This is a genomic window from Sinomonas sp. (assembly GCF_036848755.1).
Lineage (GTDB): Bacteria > Actinomycetota > Actinomycetes > Actinomycetales > Micrococcaceae > Sinomonas.
This window is the reverse complement of sequence record NZ_DAIUJO010000010.1, coordinates 15,082-31,534: the sequence shown is the minus strand read 5'-3', so window position 1 is coordinate 31,534 and position 16,453 is coordinate 15,082. Positions and strand designations below refer to the sequence as shown.

At 70.8% G+C, this 16,453-nt stretch carries 17 protein-coding genes and 1 riboswitch; of the genes, 10 read left to right on the top strand and 7 right to left on the bottom strand.

Translation table 11 applies throughout. The features are described 5' to 3' along the window. Positions 1-3 precede the first annotated feature (3 nt). From V7053_RS02835 to V7053_RS02800, 8 genes are all read left to right on the top strand, one after another. A complete protein-coding gene (locus V7053_RS02835; RefSeq protein ID WP_334170754.1) occupies positions 4-126 on the top strand; it encodes a hypothetical protein in 123 nt (40 codons plus the stop codon). 60 nt (positions 127-186) lie between these two features. Further along, positions 187-942 (top strand): LamB/YcsF family protein, encoded by a 756-nt coding sequence (locus V7053_RS02830; RefSeq protein ID WP_334170753.1) that lies wholly within the window; start codon positions 187-189, stop codon positions 940-942. A gap of 3 nt (positions 943-945) precedes the next feature. Continuing rightward, positions 946-2,712 (top strand): 5-oxoprolinase/urea amidolyase family protein, encoded by a 1,767-nt coding sequence (locus V7053_RS02825; protein ID WP_334170752.1) that lies wholly within the window; start codon positions 946-948, stop codon positions 2,710-2,712. Continuing rightward, positions 2,705-4,462 carry an acetyl/propionyl/methylcrotonyl-CoA carboxylase subunit alpha gene (locus V7053_RS02820; protein ID WP_334170751.1) on the top strand — a complete coding sequence of 586 codons (1,758 nt, stop codon included), beginning with the start codon at positions 2,705-2,707 and terminating at the stop codon, positions 4,460-4,462. The genes V7053_RS02825 and V7053_RS02820 overlap by 8 nt, the downstream gene beginning before the upstream one ends. A 29-nt stretch (positions 4,463-4,491) precedes the next feature. Continuing rightward, positions 4,492-5,166 carry a GntR family transcriptional regulator gene (locus V7053_RS02815; protein ID WP_334170750.1) on the top strand — a complete coding sequence of 225 codons (675 nt, stop codon included), beginning with the start codon at positions 4,492-4,494 and terminating at the stop codon, positions 5,164-5,166. Positions 5,167-5,393: 227 nt separating this feature from the next. After that, positions 5,394-6,104: a DUF969 domain-containing protein gene (locus V7053_RS02810; protein ID WP_334170749.1), complete on the top strand. Its 711-nt coding sequence runs from the start codon at positions 5,394-5,396 to the stop codon at positions 6,102-6,104. Continuing rightward, positions 6,101-7,069, top strand: a complete 969-nt coding sequence (locus V7053_RS02805; RefSeq protein WP_334170748.1) for a DUF979 domain-containing protein — start codon at positions 6,101-6,103, stop codon at positions 7,067-7,069. The genes V7053_RS02810 and V7053_RS02805 overlap by 4 nt, the downstream gene beginning before the upstream one ends. Before the next feature lie 12 nt (positions 7,070-7,081). Continuing rightward, a complete protein-coding gene (locus tag V7053_RS02800) occupies positions 7,082-8,197 on the top strand; it encodes a DUF2891 family protein (protein WP_334170747.1) in 1,116 nt (371 codons plus the stop codon). Positions 8,198-8,242: 45 nt separating this feature from the next. Here V7053_RS02800 and V7053_RS02795 read toward each other — a convergent pair whose 3' ends face one another. The 6 genes from V7053_RS02795 to V7053_RS02770 form a co-directional block, all read right to left on the bottom strand. Then, positions 8,243-9,292: an NADPH:quinone reductase gene (locus V7053_RS02795; RefSeq protein WP_334170746.1), complete on the bottom strand. Its 1,050-nt coding sequence runs from the start codon at positions 9,290-9,292 to the stop codon at positions 8,243-8,245. Between the two features lie 78 nt (positions 9,293-9,370). Beyond that, positions 9,371-10,912, bottom strand: a complete 1,542-nt coding sequence (locus V7053_RS02790; RefSeq protein ID WP_334170745.1) for a UDP-N-acetylglucosamine 1-carboxyvinyltransferase — start codon at positions 10,910-10,912, stop codon at positions 9,371-9,373. A gap of 112 nt (positions 10,913-11,024) precedes the next feature. Then, positions 11,025-11,414: a VOC family protein gene (locus V7053_RS02785; RefSeq protein ID WP_334170744.1), complete on the bottom strand. Its 390-nt coding sequence runs from the start codon at positions 11,412-11,414 to the stop codon at positions 11,025-11,027. A gap of 167 nt (positions 11,415-11,581) precedes the next feature. Next, positions 11,582-12,397, bottom strand: coding sequence for an energy-coupling factor transporter transmembrane component T family protein (locus V7053_RS02780; RefSeq protein ID WP_334170743.1), 816 nt, complete (start codon positions 12,395-12,397; stop codon positions 11,582-11,584). Continuing rightward, positions 12,394-13,974 carry an ABC transporter ATP-binding protein gene (locus V7053_RS02775; protein WP_334170742.1) on the bottom strand — a complete coding sequence of 527 codons (1,581 nt, stop codon included), beginning with the start codon at positions 13,972-13,974 and terminating at the stop codon, positions 12,394-12,396. Before V7053_RS02775 ends, V7053_RS02780 begins: the two co-directional genes overlap by 4 nt. A 1-nt stretch (position 13,975) precedes the next feature. Next, positions 13,976-14,569 carry an ECF transporter S component gene (locus tag V7053_RS02770; protein ID WP_334170741.1) on the bottom strand — a complete coding sequence of 198 codons (594 nt, stop codon included), beginning with the start codon at positions 14,567-14,569 and terminating at the stop codon, positions 13,976-13,978. A gap of 39 nt (positions 14,570-14,608) precedes the next feature. Then, a riboswitch (TPP riboswitch) is annotated at positions 14,609-14,736 on the bottom strand. Between the two features lie 81 nt (positions 14,737-14,817). Between V7053_RS02770 and V7053_RS02765 the strand changes: the two genes are divergently transcribed. Continuing rightward, positions 14,818-15,078, top strand: a complete 261-nt coding sequence (locus V7053_RS02765; RefSeq protein ID WP_334170740.1) for a DUF4235 domain-containing protein — start codon at positions 14,818-14,820, stop codon at positions 15,076-15,078. A gap of 254 nt (positions 15,079-15,332) precedes the next feature. On the opposite strand, the gene V7053_RS02760 is transcribed toward V7053_RS02765, so the two are convergent. Then, positions 15,333-16,193 carry an endonuclease domain-containing protein gene (locus tag V7053_RS02760; protein WP_334170739.1) on the bottom strand — a complete coding sequence of 287 codons (861 nt, stop codon included), beginning with the start codon at positions 16,191-16,193 and terminating at the stop codon, positions 15,333-15,335. Here V7053_RS02760 and V7053_RS02755 point away from each other — a divergent pair. After that, the coding region (locus V7053_RS02755; protein ID WP_334170738.1) for a hypothetical protein at positions 16,183-16,453 on the top strand (271 nt) is incomplete at its 3' end. The genes V7053_RS02760 and V7053_RS02755 overlap by 11 nt on opposite strands.

Below are 16,453 nucleotides of genomic sequence, written 5' to 3'. Positions count from 1 at the left end.
AAGGTGCCGGGGCGTCCGGTCGACACCAACTTCGGCTACGATCCGCACGCGGCGCGCGAGGTGCTCGCGAGCGGGGCACCGCTCACGGTGGTGCCCCTCGATGCCGAGGCCGCGAAAAATTGTTGAACAATTTTCCGAAGTGAGGCATGCTGGACACATCACAGGATCCTGAGACGGAGGTCACTCGTGCCCAGCATCGATCTGAACAGCGACGTCGGCGAATCGTTCGGCAACTGGACTTTCGGCGACGACGCCGCGATCTTCGCCAGCGTCTCGAGCGCGAACGTCGCGTGCGGCTTCCACGCGGGTGACCCCCGCCAGATCCGTGCGACGTGCCGCGCTGCCGCCGAATCCGGCGTTGCGGTCGGCGCCCACCCGGGCTATCGGGACCTCGCGGGCTTCGGGCGGCGGTTCATCGACATGGACCCGCACGAACTCACCGACGACGTGATCTACCAGATCGGCGCCCTGGAGGGCCTCGCGCGCGCTGCCGGCACCGAGGTGCGCTACGTCAAGCCGCACGGCGCCCTCTACAACACGATCGTCCACCACGCGGCCCAGGCGAAGGCCGTGGCCCGCGCCGTCGCGGAGGTCGCGCCCACACTGCCCCTCCTCGTCCTGCAGGACTCCGAGATCCAGCGCGCCGCGGAAGCAGCAGGCCTCCGGACCGTCACCGAGGCGTTCGCCGACCGCGCCTACAGCCCCGACGGCACGCTCGTCTCCCGTCGCGAGCCCGAGGCCGTGCTCCACGACCTGGACGAGATCGTGGAACACGTGCTGCGAATCCTCGACGGGAAGGTCCGCGCGGTCGATGGCAGCATCATCCGGATCTCCGCGGACAGCATTTGCGTGCACGGGGACACGCCCGGGGCGGTCGCCATGGCCGCGCGCATCAGGACGGCGATCACGGAGGCCGGCATCGAGATCAGGAGCTTCGCCTAGGCCATGGCGATTCAGGAGACCGCCGCGCGGGGCGGCGCCGAGCCCGGCGGAGCAGCGCGGGAGCGAGCCGCTGTCGTCGGCATCCGCCCCTCCGGTGACCGCGCCATCTTGGTCGAGCTCTCCTCGCTCGACGCCGTCCTCAGCCTCCAGCGGCAGCTGGACGCCGAGCCGATCCCCGGCCAGCTGGACGTCGTCGCCGCCGCGACCACGGTGCTCGTCGCGGCCGATTCGCCCGCGTCCCTGAGCGCGCTGGTGCGTCGCGTGCGCTCACTCGACCTCGCCTCCGGCCAGCAGCGTCCTGGCGAGCTGGTCGTCATCGAGACCGTCTACGACGGGGCCGACCTCGACGAAGCCGCCGGTCTGGCCGGCATGAGCCGGGAGAGTCTCGTCGCGGCGCACGCCGAGCAGGTGTGGAACGCGGCCTTCGGCGGCTTCGCGCCCGGCTTCGCGTACCTTGCGGGCGACGGCGCGCTCGACGTGCCGCGTCGCTCCTCGCCGCGCACTGCGGTCCCGGCGGGCGCAGTGGCCCTCGCCGGCACGTACTCGGCCGTGTACCCGCGGCAGTCGCCGGGAGGGTGGCAGCTCATCGGCCACACGTCCGCCGTCATGTGGGATCTCGAGCGCCCGGACCCGGCCCTCGTCCGCCCCGGCGACCGGGTTCGGTTCGAGCCGGTCCGCGAGCGCGCAGCGGTCACAGCCCCAGGCGGCCCCGCGGCGAGCAAGGGGACGCGCCGGGGACCGACAGCGCCTCTGGACGCGCAGGCGCCCCCCACGCCGTCGACGTCGGGGCCCGGCCTCGTCGTCGTCAGCACGGGGATGCAGTGCACGGTGCAGGACCTCGGGCGCCCCGGCCTCGCGTCGCTCGGGGTGAGTGCCGCCGGGGCCATGGACCGCGCCTCCCTCCGGCGCGCGAATCGGCTCGCGGGGAATCCCGAGGCCGCTGCGGCACTCGAGGCGCTGTTCGGCGGTCTGGCCCTGCGCGCGGCGAGCGACCAGGTCCTCGCGGTCACGGGCGCACGCGTGCCCCTGAGCATCGCCCGCTCCGAAATCGCCCGCTCCGAAGGTGGCACGGACGACGACGCCCCCACGCCGTCGTCCGTCCGTCACGCCCCGCTCGACGCACCGTTCGCCCTCCTCGCGGGGGAAACCCTGACGGTGGGCGCGCCCACGGCGGGACTGCGCACCTACATCGCGGTCCGCGGCGGGCTCGACGTGCCCGAGGCCCTCGGGAGCCGCTCGACGGACACGCTCTCGGGCATTGGTCCAGAACCGTTGCGGGCGGGCAGCCGACTCGGTGTCCTGCCGACCCGCGGCGCCCAGATCGTCGGCCTGCCGGAGGAGCCGCCCCGCCTTCCGGAGGGCACCGCCGTCCTGCGTGTCGTGCCGGGCCCGCGTCAGGACTGGTTCACGTCGGCCTCGAGGGACGCCTTCTACGCGGAAGAGTGGACCGTGACCCCGCAGTCCAACCGTGTGGGTCTGCGCCTTTCCGGCCCTGAACTCGAACGGGAGCGCCAAGGCGAGCTCAAGAGCGAGGGCACGGTCCTCGGCTCCGTGCAGGTGCCGCCCAACGGGCAGCCGGTCCTCTTCCTTGCCGACCACCCGGTCACGGGCGGCTATCCGGTGATCGGCGTGGTCCTCGACGCCGACCTCGACCGCGCGGGCCAACTCCCGCCCGGTGCCCGCGTCCGGTTCGCCGCGGTCGACCCGCCAACCCACGGCCTCGAGCCGAGCGACCCCCTGACAGACTCCGAAGGAACCGCCCATGCGTAAGATCCTCATTGCCAACCGCGGCGAGATCGCCGTCCGCGTCGCTCGGGCGTGCGACGACGCAGGCCTGGCGAGCGTCGCCGTCTACGCCGACCAGGATTCCGACTCGGTCCACGTCGACGCATGCACCGAGGCGTACGCGCTGGGAGGCACCTCGCCTGCCGAGACCTATCTGGACGCCGCGAAGATCATCGGCGTCGCGCTCCGTTCGGGCGCCGACGCCGTCCACCCGGGCTACGGCTTCCTCTCCGAGAATGCAGACTTCGCCCAGGCCGTCCTCGACGCGGGGCTGACCTGGATCGGGCCGTCGCCGGAGACCATCCGCCTTCTCGGGGACAAGGTCAGTGCCCGGGCTGTGGCCGTGCGGGCCGGCGCTCCGCTCGCACCCGGCAGTGACGGGCCCGTCGCCGATGCCGATGAGGTCCGCGCCTTCGCCCGCGAGCACGGCCTCCCGGTGGCGATCAAGGCCGCCTTCGGGGGTGGGGGACGCGGCCTCAAGGTGGCCCGCACGATGGACGAGATCGAGGAGAGCTTCGACTCGGCGGTGCGCGAGTCGCGCGCCGCGTTCGGGCGGGAGGAGTGCTTCGTCGAGAAGTTCCTCGACCGGCCGCGCCACGTCGAAGCCCAGGTCCTCGCGGACACCCACGGCAACGTCGTCGTCGTCGGCACCCGCGACTGCTCGCTGCAGCGCCGCCATCAGAAGCTCGTCGAGGAGGCGCCGGCACCGTTTCTGACCGACGAGCAGAGGGCGCGCATCCACGAATCGGCCAAGGCGATCTGCCGCGAAGCCGGCTACGTCGGCGCGGGGACCGTCGAGTACCTCCTGGACCGCACTGGCACCCTGAGCTTCCTCGAGGTCAACACACGCCTGCAGGTCGAACACCCGATCACTGAGGAAACCTCCGGCGTCGACCTCGTGGCGGCACAGCTCGCGATCGCGGACGGCCACCCCGTACCGGTCCTCAAGGACCCGGAACCGCGGGGCCATGCAATCGAGTTCCGCATCAACGCAGAGGATCCCGGGCGAGGCTTCCTGCCGTCCCCGGGGACGGTGACCCGCTTCTCGGCCCCTGCCGGCCCGGGAGTCCGCGTCGACTCCGGGGTCCGAGACGGCTCCGTGGTGCCCGGCCAGTTCGACTCGCTGCTCGCGAAGCTCGTCGTCACCGGCGCCGATCGGCAGCAGGCACTCCGTCGGGCGCGCCGCGCGCTGCGCGAGTTCGAGATCCGCGGCCTCGCCACGGTCCTCCCGTTCGACCGCGCCGTCGTCGACAGCCCCGCGTTCGCGGCGGAGGACGGACTCGGCGTGTACACGACGTGGATTGAGTCCGAGTTTGCCTCCGAACTCCCCGCGAGCCCCGAGTTCCAGCCTCCCGGGGCCGAGGGCGGCCGGCGCACCTTCGCCGTCGACATCGACGGCCGGCGGGTCACGCTGGGAGTTCCGGAAGCGCTCCTCGCCGGGCTGGCCACGGGCGCCCCCGGCATCCCTGCCGCTTCCAACGGGCAGCGGACGACGGCGGACGGCGGCTCAGCGCCGGACGACGACGCCGCGGTCACGGCAGGCATGGGCGGCACGGTCGTCAAATGGCTCGCCGAGCCGGGCGACCCCGTCGAGGCGGGCGACGGCGTCGTCGTCATGGAAGCCATGAAGATGGAGACGACCGTCCAAGCCCATCGCACCGGCAGGCTCGGCGAGCACGCGGCGGCGCCGGGCGACGTCGTGGCTCCCGGCGACGTCCTCACGACGATCGGCTAGCCCGCACGCGGCGCCGCTAGGGTGGAGCCATGACGTCTGAGGAGGTTCTGGCCGGCCTGCGCGCCGAGGCGCGGAGCACGCACGCCGAGACGAGCTCGTGGGTCGCGGCCCAGCTCCGCCAGCAGATCGCCGACGGCCAGCTCGCGCCGGGGGCCAAGCTCGCCGAGGAGGCCCTCCGGGAAGCCCTCGGCGTCTCGCGGAACACCCTCCGCGAGGCGTTCGCGACCCTCCACGCGGAACGGGTAGTGACGCGAATCCCCAACCGCGGCGTCTTCGTCTCGCATCCGACCGCGGATGACATCCGGGAGATCTACCGCGTCCGGCGCCTCGTGGAACCCGCCTCGCTTCTCTGGTCGCCGGCTTCGCCCACGGAGCCCCTCGCCGCCATCGTCCGGGAAGCCGAGAAGGCGGCCGACGCCGGCGATGTGGCCGCCATGGCCACCGCGAACCAGGAGTTCCACCGCGCGCTCGTCGCAAGGGCGGGGAGCGTGCGCCTCGACAGCTTCATGGAGCAGATCCTTGCCGAGATGCGCCTCGTCTTCGCGACGATGGGCTCCGATCCGCGCTTCCACGCCCCGTACGTCGCGGACAATGCGCGGATCGTCGAGCTCCTCGAGGCTGGCCGTGCGCCCGCGGCGGCGGAGCTCATGGCCGACTATCTGGACCGCGCCGAGCGCCAGCTCCTCGCCGCCATCTCCTCCTGAACCACCGGGGGACCCGCCCTCGTTGCGCCGTCACCTCCGCAGGGTCCCCGACCACGCGGGCCGCGACGTCGCCCTTTGGCCGAGTCCCTCCCGAGGCATCGCAACCCATTCGCCACCGATTGTTGAACAAGCCTTGCCTGATTGTTCAACAAAAGGATATGCTCTGGATCACACGCGCTCTTCGGCGCACCCTTCCCAGGACCGCACTCCCTCCGGAACGGATCATCATGCTCGTACTCATCGGCGTCCTACTGGTGATTGTTGGCTTTGCCATTCGCCTGAACCCACTCGTCGTCGTCACTGTCGCCGGCATCGTCACGGCCCTCCTCGGCGGCCTCAATCCCGTCCAGATCCTCGAAGCCTTCGGCAGCGGCTTCGCCAGCAGCCGCTCGGTGACGATCTTCGTCGCGGTGCTGCCCGTCGTCGGCATCATCGAGTTCTTCGGCCTCCAGGAGCAGGCCAAGACCCTCATCGGCAAGCTCGCCCGGCTTACAGCGGGGCGCGTCCTGCTCGGCTATCTCGCCGTGCGCCAGCTGACCGCCGCCGTCGGCCTCAACAGCATCGGGGGCCACGCGCAGACGGTGCGCCCGCTCGTCTTCCCGATGGCCGAGGGCGCGGCGCTGCGCCGCTACGGGCACGTTCCCGAGCACATCAAGGAGCGCATCAAGGCTCACTCGGCGGGCGCGGACAACGTGGGCGTCTTCTTCGGCGAGGACGTCTTCGTGGCAGTCGGCTCGATCCTGCTCATCACGACCTTCGTCGACACGACCTACCACCTCCATCTCGAGCCGCTCCAGCTCGCCCTCTGGGCTATCCCCACGGCCTTCGCGGCGTTCCTCATCCACGGCTTCCGGCTCCTGCGCCTCGACAAGTCGCTCGACAAGGAATACCGGAAGCTCGAGGCCACCGAGCCCGCCGTCGCAGGAGAGACCAAGTGATCAACGTCGAAGCCGTCTACTGGTTCATCGGAATCCTGTTCATCGCGTGGGCCGCCCTCATCGTCCGGGACCCCAACCACCCCCGCCGCTGGGGCAGCTCGGCCTTCTGGGGCCTGCTCGGCCTCTGCTTCTTCTACGGCACTTGGGTCCAGGCCGGCACCGCTCCGGGTTGGATCCTCGGGATCGCGGTCCTCGTGCTCGTGGCGCTCGCCGCGACGGGCCAGCTCGCCGACGGCAGGGCGAAGACGTCGACCGGCGCCCAGCGTGAGGCCTTCGCCGCTCGCTTCGGGAACAAGCTCTTCATCCCGGCGCTCACGCTGCCCGTCGTCACCGTCATCCTCGTGCTGCTCGCACCCGTTCTGGTTGTCGGGAAGACCCCGGTCCTCGACCCCAAGAACACGACGCTCGTGGCCTTGGCCATCGGCGCTGTCGTAGCCGCCGTCGTCGCCCTCCTCATCCTTCGGCCGAAGCACCCGCTCACGCCGGTGTTCGAGAGCCGCCGCATCCTCGAGTCCATCGGCTGGGCTGCCCTCCTCCCCCAGATGCTCTCGACGCTCGGGATCCTCTTCACGAAGGCCGGCGTCGGCACCGCGGTGAGCACTCTCGTCACCGGGGTCATGCCGAAGGGCTCGCTCCTCGCGGCGGTCATCGTGTACTGCGTGGGCATGTTCGTGTTCACGGTGCTCATGGGCAACGGCTTCGCGGCGTTCCCGATCATGACGGCGGCCATCGGCTGGCCCGTGCTGGTCCAGCAGTTCCACGGCAACCCCGCGATCGTCTTCGCGATCGGCATGCTCGCCGGCTTCTGCGGCACGCTCTGCACGCCGATGGCGGCGAACTTCAACCTCGTTCCGTCGGCCCTGTTGGAAATGAAGAACAAGTACGGCGTGATCGGGGCGCAGCTCGGCACAGCCTTCCCGCTGCTCGTCGTCAACACCGCGCTCATGTACTTCCTCGCGTTCTAGGAGCCCACTGACATGGAACTCGATCTCTTCCCCTCGGCCGCCGAGCACTGCGCGGGCGTCGTCCTCGACAACCTCCGCCGCCCTTACCCGTACGCGGCCCACCACACCCAGCTCTCGGCGAGCGACCGCCCGACGCCTTCCGAGCTGCACCCCGCCTTCTCCACGTCGTTCGACTGGCACTCCTGCGTGCACATGCACTGGCTTGGCGTGAGCGTCCTGAACGCGGCGGGCGGCACGCCGGGCGCGGGCAACGCGGCGGACGACGGCGGCCGCGGCCTCGACGGGGCGACCGCGGCCCGGCTGCGGGGCGCCCTGGCGGAGAACCTCACGGCCGAGAAGCTCGCAGCCGAGGCCGCCTACCTCGCCGACAACCCGTCGTGGGAGCGGCCTTACGGGTGGGCCTGGCTCGTCCGGCTCGCGGCGGCGTGCGCGGCGTCTCCCGACGCCGAGATCCGCGGATGGGGACGCCATCTCGAAGGCTGCGTCGACGTCGTCGGCCGCCTCGTGCAGGAGTGGCTGGCCAAGGCCCAGTACCCCGTGCGCCACGGGCTGCACACGAACTCGGCGTTCGGCGTCGCCCTCCTGATCGACGCTTTCCGCGCCCTCGGGCGGGACGACGCCGCGGAGGCCTGCGAGCGCGCCGCGCGGAGCTGGTTCGGCGGGGATACCGGCTGGGCCTCCGAGTGGGAACTCAGCGGGCAGGACTTCCTCTCGGCCGGCCTCAGCGAGGCTGACCTCATGCAGCGTGTGCTCCCGGCCGACGAGTTCGCGGCGTGGCTGACGCGGTTCCTGCCGGGGCTGCGGCCTGACTCGCGCATGCTCGCGGTGGTCGGCGTGACCGACGAGTCTGACGGGTACATGGTCCACCTGCACGGCCTCAACCTGAGCCGCGCGGGCCAGATCTCCCGGATCCTGCGCGCCCTCCGGGCTGCGTCCTCGCCATCGGCGGCCGCGTCGGCGGCGGCGTCGGCTGGCGCGTCGACCGAGGCTGTGCTCGCCGAGGCGCTCGAGCCGCTCATCCGGGCGGGACTCGCCGCTCTCGAAAGCGACGACTTCATGTCGACCCACTGGCTCGCGAGCTTCGCGTGGGACGCCCTCGAGTCGATCGGCGAGCTCACCCCGGCCTGACCTCGGCGGCGCTCCCGCGTCGGGTGGCCGGCCACCCGGCCGTCCCTAGCCGGCCGGCGCTTCCCCAACGCCCGGGCCAGCCACATCGATCAGGACCTTGCCCACGGTTCCCTGCTGCACGGCGTCGTGCGCCGCCCCGGCCTCCGCGAGCGGAAAGCGAGTCAGCGGAAGGCCGCTGGCGGCGCCCACGCGGAGCGCGCCGTCAGCGAGGGCCGCGGAGACGGCGGCGACGGCGGCACGCTTCTGCTCGTCCGTCACCGTGTACGTGAGGATGAACTGGAGCCGCACGTTCTTGCTCATGCTCGGGCGCACCGGTACCTGCAGGACCTCATCGTTCGCGGAGGACGCGTAGATCGAGATCGTCCCGCCCGTCTTGAGCGCCTTGAGGTCGGATTCGAGGTTGGCGGCGGCGTTGACGTCGACGATCAGGTCGACGTCCTTCTCGGCCACGCGGCGGGCTTCCTCGGCAACGTCCTGTTCGCGGTAGTTGAGGACGACGGCGGCGCCCGCCTTGCGCGCGAGATCCGCCTTGGCCTCCCCGCTCACCGTCGCTATGACGGTCGCGCCGGCCCATCGCGCGAGCTGGATCGCCGCGTGCCCCACGGCGCCTGCGCCGCCCGTCACCAGAACGGTCTGGCCCATGAGCGCTCCCGGCGCAAGCTGAGCGGGACCGTGCTCGCTCGCGGTGAGCGCGCGGTGAGCGGTGAGGGCCGGGATCCCGACGGAGGCTCCGGCGTCGAACGTCTCATCGTCCGGGAGCGGGACGGCCTTCCCGCGCGGCACGACGACGTACTCCTGCGCGGTCCCCTCCATGCCGCCGTATGCGACGTCCCAGAGCCAGACCCGATCACCCGCCTCGAACCCGTCCACGCCCGGGCCGACTGCGTCGACCACCCCGGCACCGTCCTGATTCGGCACGTGCCAGCCGTCGAGCTTGCCGTATGTGCCCCCGGCGCGGGCCTTCCAGTCCGTTGGGTTGACGCCCGAAACGGCCACTCGGACGCGCACCTCGCCCTCGCCGGGCTCCGGAATCTCGCGCTCCCGCAACTCGAGAACGGAGGAGTCCCCGGTCCGGTTGTACATGATCGCCTTCATGAGCCCGCTTCTCCCCTCGTTGCGCCGTCACTTCCGCAGGGTCACTACCCTGCGGAAGTGACGGCGCAACGAGGATTCTCAGTCCTGGAAATACTCGATCCGGGCGCCGATCGAATTGAGGCGCTCGGCGAGGTCCTGGTAGCCACGCTCGATCACGTAGATATTGCGAAGCTCGCTCGTGCCGCGGGCGGCGAGCATGGCCAGAAGGATGCACGCGGCGGGCCGGAGAGCCGGCGGGCAGCCGACCTCGGCAGCGCGCCACTTCGTTGGCCCGTTGACGTAGATCCGGTGCGGGTCGAGGAGCTGGATCTGGCCACCGAGGCGGTTGAGCTCCGTGAGGTAGATGGCACGGTTCTCGTAGACCCAGTCGTGGATGAGGGTCTGACCGGTGGCGTTGGCCGCGATGACGGCGAAGAACGGCAGGTTGTCGATGTTGAGGCCGGGGAAGGGCATCGGATGGATCTTGTCCGTCGGCGCGGCGAGCTCGGAGGGCAGCGTCGTGACGTCCACGAGCCGCGTGCGGCCGTTGCGCGCCATGTACTCGCCCGAGATCTCGAGCTTCTGGCCCATCTGCATGAGGGTCGCGAGCTCGATCTCCATGAACTCGATCGGCACACGCCGCACGGTCACCTCGGAGTTCGTGACAATCGCCGCGGTGATGAGGCTCATGGCCTCGATCGGGTCCTCTGAGGGCCAGTAGTCGATGTCCTGCTCGATCCGGGAGCGGCCACGGATCCGCAGGGTCGTGGTCCCGATGCCCTCGATCTCAACTCCGACGCTCTGAAGGTAGAAGCACAGGTCCTGGACCATGTAGTTCGGCGAGGCGTTGCGGATCACGGTGAGACTCTCGCGGTGCGCGGCCGCCATGATCGCGTTCTCGGTGACCGTGTCGCCGCGCTCCGTGAGGACGAAGGTGCGGTCGTGCCGGTCGGCCTCGGGAGCCCGGACGGAGTAGAAGCCGTTGGAGGCTTCGACGTCGAGCCCGAAGGTGCGGAGGGCCTGCATGTGCGGTTCGACCGTCCGCGTGCCGAGGTCGCAGCCGCCGGCGTACGGGAGCTTGTACTCGCTGCGCTCATCGAGCAGCGGCCCGAGGAGCATGATGACGCTTCGGGTCCGACGCGCGGCCTCGACATCCATGGCCTCGAGGCTCAGCTTCGCAGGACGGCGGATCTGGAGGTCGCGGGGCTGGGCCCCGGGAGCGCCGGGGAGCCACGTGCATTCGACGCCGATGGAGGTGAGCACCTCGACGATGCGGTTGACCTCCTCGATGCGGGCCAGATTGCGCAGGGTCGTGGTGCCGCGGTTGATGAGGCTCGCGCACAGGAGCGCGACGCCGGCGTTCTTGGACGTGTTGACGTCGACGGCCCCGGAGAGGCGCCGTCCGCCCTCGACCCGGAGGTGGGTCATCTTGGACGGGCCGATATTGAGGATGCGCTGACCGAGGATATTCTCGATGCGCTGGAGCATCTTGAGGCTCAGGTTCTGCTTGCCCTGCTCCATCCGGGCGACGGCGCTCTGGCTCGTCCCCAGCTCGGCAGCCAGCTGCCCCTGGGTCCAGCCCCTGTCGCTTCGCACTTCGCGCAGGATTGCCCCGACAGTCTCAGCAGTCTGTTGTGCCATGTGGCCAAAATATCACGTATGCGATAGGCGACCGCAAATCGACATCCCATTGGACACGTCGGAGCGGTCTAGACCGCCGAAAGCCTCATACCATGAGATAAAGATCCTGTCACTAATCGGTCACGACTGAGAGAACATTGCCCGCGGGATCCTTGAACCAAGCAATTCCGCGGCCCTCTCCGCCCTCCCGGTCCCGCAGGATCCCGTTCTCATCGAGCGGCATCTCCTCGCTGCTCGGGTAGTGGTCGGCGCGGATGCCCTTCTCGTGGAGCGAGCGAACGGCGTCGTCCACGTTGGCGACCACCAGGTTGAGCACCGTGTGGCTCGCCGGGGCGTGGTCCGGCTTGGGGTAGGCGAACACCTGGCCTCCGCCCGGGAGGGTCATCCGGAGGCCGCCCATGACGTCCTCGACCTTGAAGCCGAGCGTCTCGGCGTAGAACTCACGTGCCCGTGGAACGTCGTCGACGCTGAAGCTCGAGAACGATCCGACGATCTCAACCATCGCTGGCTCCTTCGCTCGTGGTTCCTCCCGCGGCAACGATCCCACTCCACCGCGCGGCACGCCAGAGCCGGCGCACCCTTCCCCCGCGTCACCCCGCTTGCGCCGTCAGATCCGCAGGGTCACACCCTGCGGATCTGACGGCGCAACGGAAGGGGGCGCGCCCTCCCTCAGCCCCACACGACGTTCCAGGTCCCGAGCACGACGGCGGCCCCCACCGAGAGCGCGGCGACGGCCGCTCCCGCGACGAGCACCCACGCGTCGAGGCGCGAGTAGCTCGACTCGCGCGCCCACGTCCTCGGCGCCGGCCGGCCGTCCACCACGCCGCCGAAGCCGCGGGCCTCCATCGCGACCGCGAGCCGCGTCGCGCGTCGGATCGCTTGCACGAGCAGGGCGAACGCCTGCCCGAGGAACGCCCTGAACCGCGCAATCGGGCTGTGCCCGCTCCCGACCCCACGTGCCCTGCGAGCGAGGCCGAGGGTCCGCCACTCGTCGACGAGGAGGCCCACGAGCCGCATTCCGGCGAGGGCGCCGAGCACGAATCGCGCCGGGAGGCGGAGCTTCTGCGCGAGGCCGTCGGCGAGGTCCGTGGGATCGGTGGAGAACAGGAGGAAGACGCCGGGCAGGGCCACGGCAAGGCCGCGGAGGCCGATCGCGATGCCGCTGAGCACTGAGTGCTCGGTGAACACGGCGGGCCCGAGCTGCAGCCAGACTGGCCCGATCTTGGCGCCGAGCAGGGCGGTCGAGTAGGCCCCCACTGCAGCTGCCGCGGCCAGCGGCCACGTTCGACGCAGGAAGGTGACGGGCCGCACGCCCAGGAGCGGCAGCATGAACAGCTCGCACACGAGTGCTACGGAGGCCGAGACCCAATCGACGCTCAGCAGCAGCGTGATCGTGATGCACAGCGCCGCGGCGAGCTTCGCCACAGGGTTCGCCCGGGCGAGGACCGAGTTCGCGAGCTCGGGAGTCAGGATATCCACGCTCATGCGACGGCCTCGACTCGCGCCGCCCGCCCGCCATCCACGCGGTACACGGCATCGGAGAGGGCTGTCGTGAAGTCCTCGTCGTGAGTGACCGCGAGCAGGGACGTTCCCTGTTCCAGGAGCTCGGCGAGGAGGCGCACGAGCTCGGCCCACGTGAGCGCGTCCTGCCCGAACGTCGGCTCGTCGAGCACGAGAAGGCTCGGGTTGGTGGCAAGCATCGTCGCGACTGAGAGGCGGCGCTTCTCGCCGCCCGAGAGGGTGAACGGATTCGCCTCCGCGAGCCGGCCCAGGCGAAGGCGTTCGAGGAGTCCGTCGACGAGCACCCGCACCTCCTTCTCGGGTCTGCGCGCGACGCGCCGGGGCCCGAACTCGAGCTCGTCGAGCACCCGTGGTGTGAGGAACTGGTGCTCCGGTTCCTGGAAGACGGTGCCGATCCGGCTCACGAGCTCGCTCGAGCGCCAGCGGTGGGGGCTTGTCCCGGCGCCGCGAGAGAGCGCCGGGAGCGCCTCGAGACGTCCGCCGACTGCGGGGAGGAGGCCGGCGAGGGTGAGCGCGAGCGTCGACTTCCCGGCTCCGTTGGGGCCCGTCACGCTCGCCGCATGCCCGGCGCGGAGCAACAAGTCGATCCCGCCGACGACGGGCGGCGCCTTCGGTGAGCGTCCGACGGCGAGGGCCCGGGCGCTCAGCAGCTCCCCTTGGGCGTCCGCACGGGCGGCGGCGTCCGCACCAGCGGCGGCGTCCGCACCAGCGGCGGCGTCCGCACCAGCGGCGGAGGCCTTGCGGAGCGGGCGCGCCGCGGCTTCCCCGGTGAGCGGATGCCAGCCGGGCACCCACACCCCTGCGGTGGCCAGCCGCCGTCGTACGTCCGCATTGCCGAGCACCTGCCCGGGACCTCCGTCCGCGAGGAGGCCACCACGTGCGCCCAGGACGATCACGCGGTCGACGAGCTCCGCCCACACCGAAACGCGGTGTTCGACGACGACGAGCGTCGCACCCGTGCGGTCGAGGCTGCGCTGCACCGCTGCACGGACTTCCTCGACGCCCTCGGGGTCGAGGTTCGCGGTGGGTTCGTCGAGGAGCACGAGCCCGGGCTCCATGGCGAGGACACACGCGAGGGCAAGGCGCTGCTTCTGGCCTCCCGAGAGGGCCGCCGTGGACCGGTCGAGGGGGACGTCGAGTCCCACGTCATCGAGCGCGCGGTGCACTCGCGGCCAGATCTCGTCCCGCGGCACGGCGAGGTTCTCGCAGCCGAACGCGACCTCGTCGCCCACGCGGGCCATTGCGATCTGGCCGTCCGGGTCCTGAAGCACCAGGCCGGCGCGACCGCGCGCGCTCGGCGCGGGTACGCCGTCGACCGTCAGCTCGCCCTGCTCCTCGCCCTCCTCGGCCGCCCCGAGGACCCCAGCGAGCGCGTGCAGGAGCGTTGACTTGCCCGCGCCGGATGCGCCGAGCAGCAGGACCCGCTCGCCGGGAGAGATCTCGAGGTCGACGCCGCTCACCGCAAACGCCTTGCGGCCAGCGTGACGCCAGCCCCAGCCGTTCGCACGGACGCGAGCCGGGCCCGCAGAGGCGTGGGGCATGTCAGACGTCCGCGGCACGCCCCGACGCGAAGGCGGAGAGGGCCCCCGTCTTCGCCAATGCTTTGACCGCGAGCCAGCTCAGCAGGCCTGCGATGACGACGCCCGAGATCACGGCGAACACCGTGTACGCGACCTGCCAGCCGAACTCCCACGTCGGGAAGAACTGGATGACCTCGCTCACGCCGAGGGCCAGACCCGACAGGCCGCCTGCGAGGAGCGCGACACCGAGGTTCCAGCGTCGGTAAGCGAAGACCGCGAAGCCGACCTCGGCGCCGAGTCCCTGCACAAGGCCGGAAAGGAGAACGGTGACGCCGAACTGGGAGCCGAGGAGGGCCTCGACGACGGCCGCGAGGATCTCGCAGAACAGGGCCGCACCCGGCTTGCGGATGATGAGTCCTCCGAGGACGCCCGCCAGGAGCCAGCCCCCCGAGTAGAGGCCGCTGAGCGGAGCGAACGCCGCCGTGGCCACTTCGACACCGGCGTACGCCTGGTCCCACAGCCAGAAGATGACGCCGCACGCAACGGACACGACCGCGGCGACGACGATGTCGACAACCCGCCAGGATGCGGCGGGCCTCTTGGTGGTGGTGCTCATAGTCTTCTCCCCCTGGGATCAGGAGGGGCGGCAGCCAGGCTGCCTGAGAACTCGACTCCCTTCGCCGGTATTAGCCGGAGCAGGTTCGAGGGTCTGCGGTGGGCCGCACTCTCAGCGCCCTTTGCCCCCGGTTGGCCCGGCGGCACGGCGCTCCCCTGTCGTATGAAGTGGAGCCAGTCTACCGCTAGGCTGAGCGGGAAAGCTCTGGCTAGCTGCAGGACTGTACCGAATGCGAAGGAGAGACGGACGTGACGGTGCTCATCAAGATGCTCGGGACGGTGATCGGCATCGGGGCCGGCTTCGTGGCGACCAAGGTGCTTGACAAAGCCTGGGAGAAGGGCACGGGTCACACGCCGCCGAAGGACCCGACGAACCTCGAGGCCAGCCTCCGCGACACGCTCGTGTTCGCGCTGGTCGCTTCCGCCGTCGGCGCCGTGGTTCAGGTGTTCACCCAGCGGTACACGCAGAAGGCGGTTGCGCGCTTCAACAACTCGCCCGAGAAGGTGTAGGGCGGACTCCCGCGGCTCCCGCGCCGGGCTCCCCAACTCCCGCGCCGGACTCCCCCAACTCCCGCGCCGGGCTCCCCAACTTCCGCGCCGGGCTCCCCAACTCCCGCCCAGTCCGGCCCGTGCCGACCCCGGAATCTCCGGATCGCGCGCCGTCGTCGGGCGTGAATCCTGGGGAGGTCGGCAGATGACTCGGGGAAATCGGCTGACCTCGCGGGGAGATCGGCTTCGACGACGAATCGGTTGACCGCGCCGGCTCAGCCGACCGCCGTACGCCCCGGCGCAGGACCACCGAGAGCCCGACGACGCGCGACCACCTCGCACACCTCGGCCACCATCGACTGGGGCCGGTCGACGATGTCGCTGTAGGTGTAGCGCAGCACTTCGTATCCACGAAGCTGGGCGGCACGATCACGCCGGTAGTCCTTTGCACGCTGGGCAGGCTCGTTGTGCACGCGACCGTCGGTCTCGACGTCGACGAAGCCCTCGACGAGAACGTCCATCCAGCCGACTCCCTCGACCTCGACCTGCGGCTGAACGCCCAGGCCGGCCCGGCGAAGGTGCTCCCTCGCGAGCGTCTCGAGCAGGGAGTCGGCTCCCGAGCCGACGGCGTCGAGCACGCGCCTCGCCGCGGCATTGCGGCGTCCCGGAAGCCGCTGCCGAAGGAAATCGAGCGAGAGCCCCTTCTGTGCTGCTGACTCGACCATGACGAGCGCTTCGAGTTCCGGAAGGCAGCGCAGTGCGTGGAGCAGGACGTCGGGGCGGGACGCGACGTGGCTTCTCGGCTCGGGCGGCCACCACGACTGCCGGTGCACCACAGCTCGTCCAGAATCGTAGCGACCGTCCATCCGCAGGATGTGGGCCTCCTCCGGCTCGCGGACCACCCAGAAGCCGTGATGCCGTGCGGCGGAGACGCACGTGAGCAAAGAGCTGGTCGCCGCGCACCGGACGAGAACCGGGTCGGCGTCGGGCAGCGCGTAGATTCCGCGCCGCGGGCGCACCAGGATGCCGGCTGCAAGCGCAGCTTCAAGCTCGGCACGCGCAACTCCGTCCCGGAAGAGGTCGCCCCGGCGCGCGACACCGCCCCACCGTCTGAGCACCTCGAGAATGTCGGCCACCTCGCCATCGTGCCAACCTCGAGCGGCGCGCACGACGACGGCGCTCACCTATGTGGACAACTCGGCCGGGGATTTTGCCAAGCACAGCGCCGGGCTCCCCACCTATCCCGCCGGTCTCCCCAGTTTCTGGGCCGGTCTCCCCACCTATCCCGCCGGTCTCCCCACCTATCGGAGCGGCGAGGGGCCCGATCCCAGCAGTTTCGGTGGTGCGGCGTCATTCGCTGCCCAGAAACTGGGGAACCCGGCGAAGATGCTGGGGA

Excerpts from the sequence above, each read along its gene's own strand:
- V7053_RS02820 (WP_334170751.1), top strand. The coding sequence starts at position 2,705 with ATGCGTAAGATCCTCATTGCCAACCGCGGCGAGATCGCCGTCCGCGTC.
- V7053_RS02795 (WP_334170746.1), bottom strand. The coding sequence starts at position 9,292 with ATGAAGGCGATCATGTACAACCGGACCGGGGACTCCTCCGTTCTCGAG.
- V7053_RS02775 (WP_334170742.1), bottom strand. The coding sequence starts at position 13,974 with ATGCCCCACGCCTCTGCGGGCCCGGCTCGCGTCCGTGCGAACGGCTGG.
- V7053_RS02780 (WP_334170743.1), bottom strand. The coding sequence starts at position 12,397 with ATGAGCGTGGATATCCTGACTCCCGAGCTCGCGAACTCGGTCCTCGCC.
- V7053_RS02810 (WP_334170749.1), top strand. The coding sequence starts at position 5,394 with ATGCTCGTACTCATCGGCGTCCTACTGGTGATTGTTGGCTTTGCCATT.
- V7053_RS02800 (WP_334170747.1), top strand. The coding sequence starts at position 7,082 with ATGGAACTCGATCTCTTCCCCTCGGCCGCCGAGCACTGCGCGGGCGTC.
- V7053_RS02770 (WP_334170741.1), bottom strand. The coding sequence starts at position 14,569 with ATGAGCACCACCACCAAGAGGCCCGCCGCATCCTGGCGGGTTGTCGAC.
- V7053_RS02815 (WP_334170750.1), top strand. The coding sequence starts at position 4,492 with ATGACGTCTGAGGAGGTTCTGGCCGGCCTGCGCGCCGAGGCGCGGAGC.
- V7053_RS02790 (WP_334170745.1), bottom strand. The coding sequence starts at position 10,912 with ATGGCACAACAGACTGCTGAGACTGTCGGGGCAATCCTGCGCGAAGTG.
- V7053_RS02825 (WP_334170752.1), top strand. The coding sequence starts at position 946 with ATGGCGATTCAGGAGACCGCCGCGCGGGGCGGCGCCGAGCCCGGCGGA.
- V7053_RS02785 (WP_334170744.1), bottom strand. The coding sequence starts at position 11,414 with ATGGTTGAGATCGTCGGATCGTTCTCGAGCTTCAGCGTCGACGACGTT.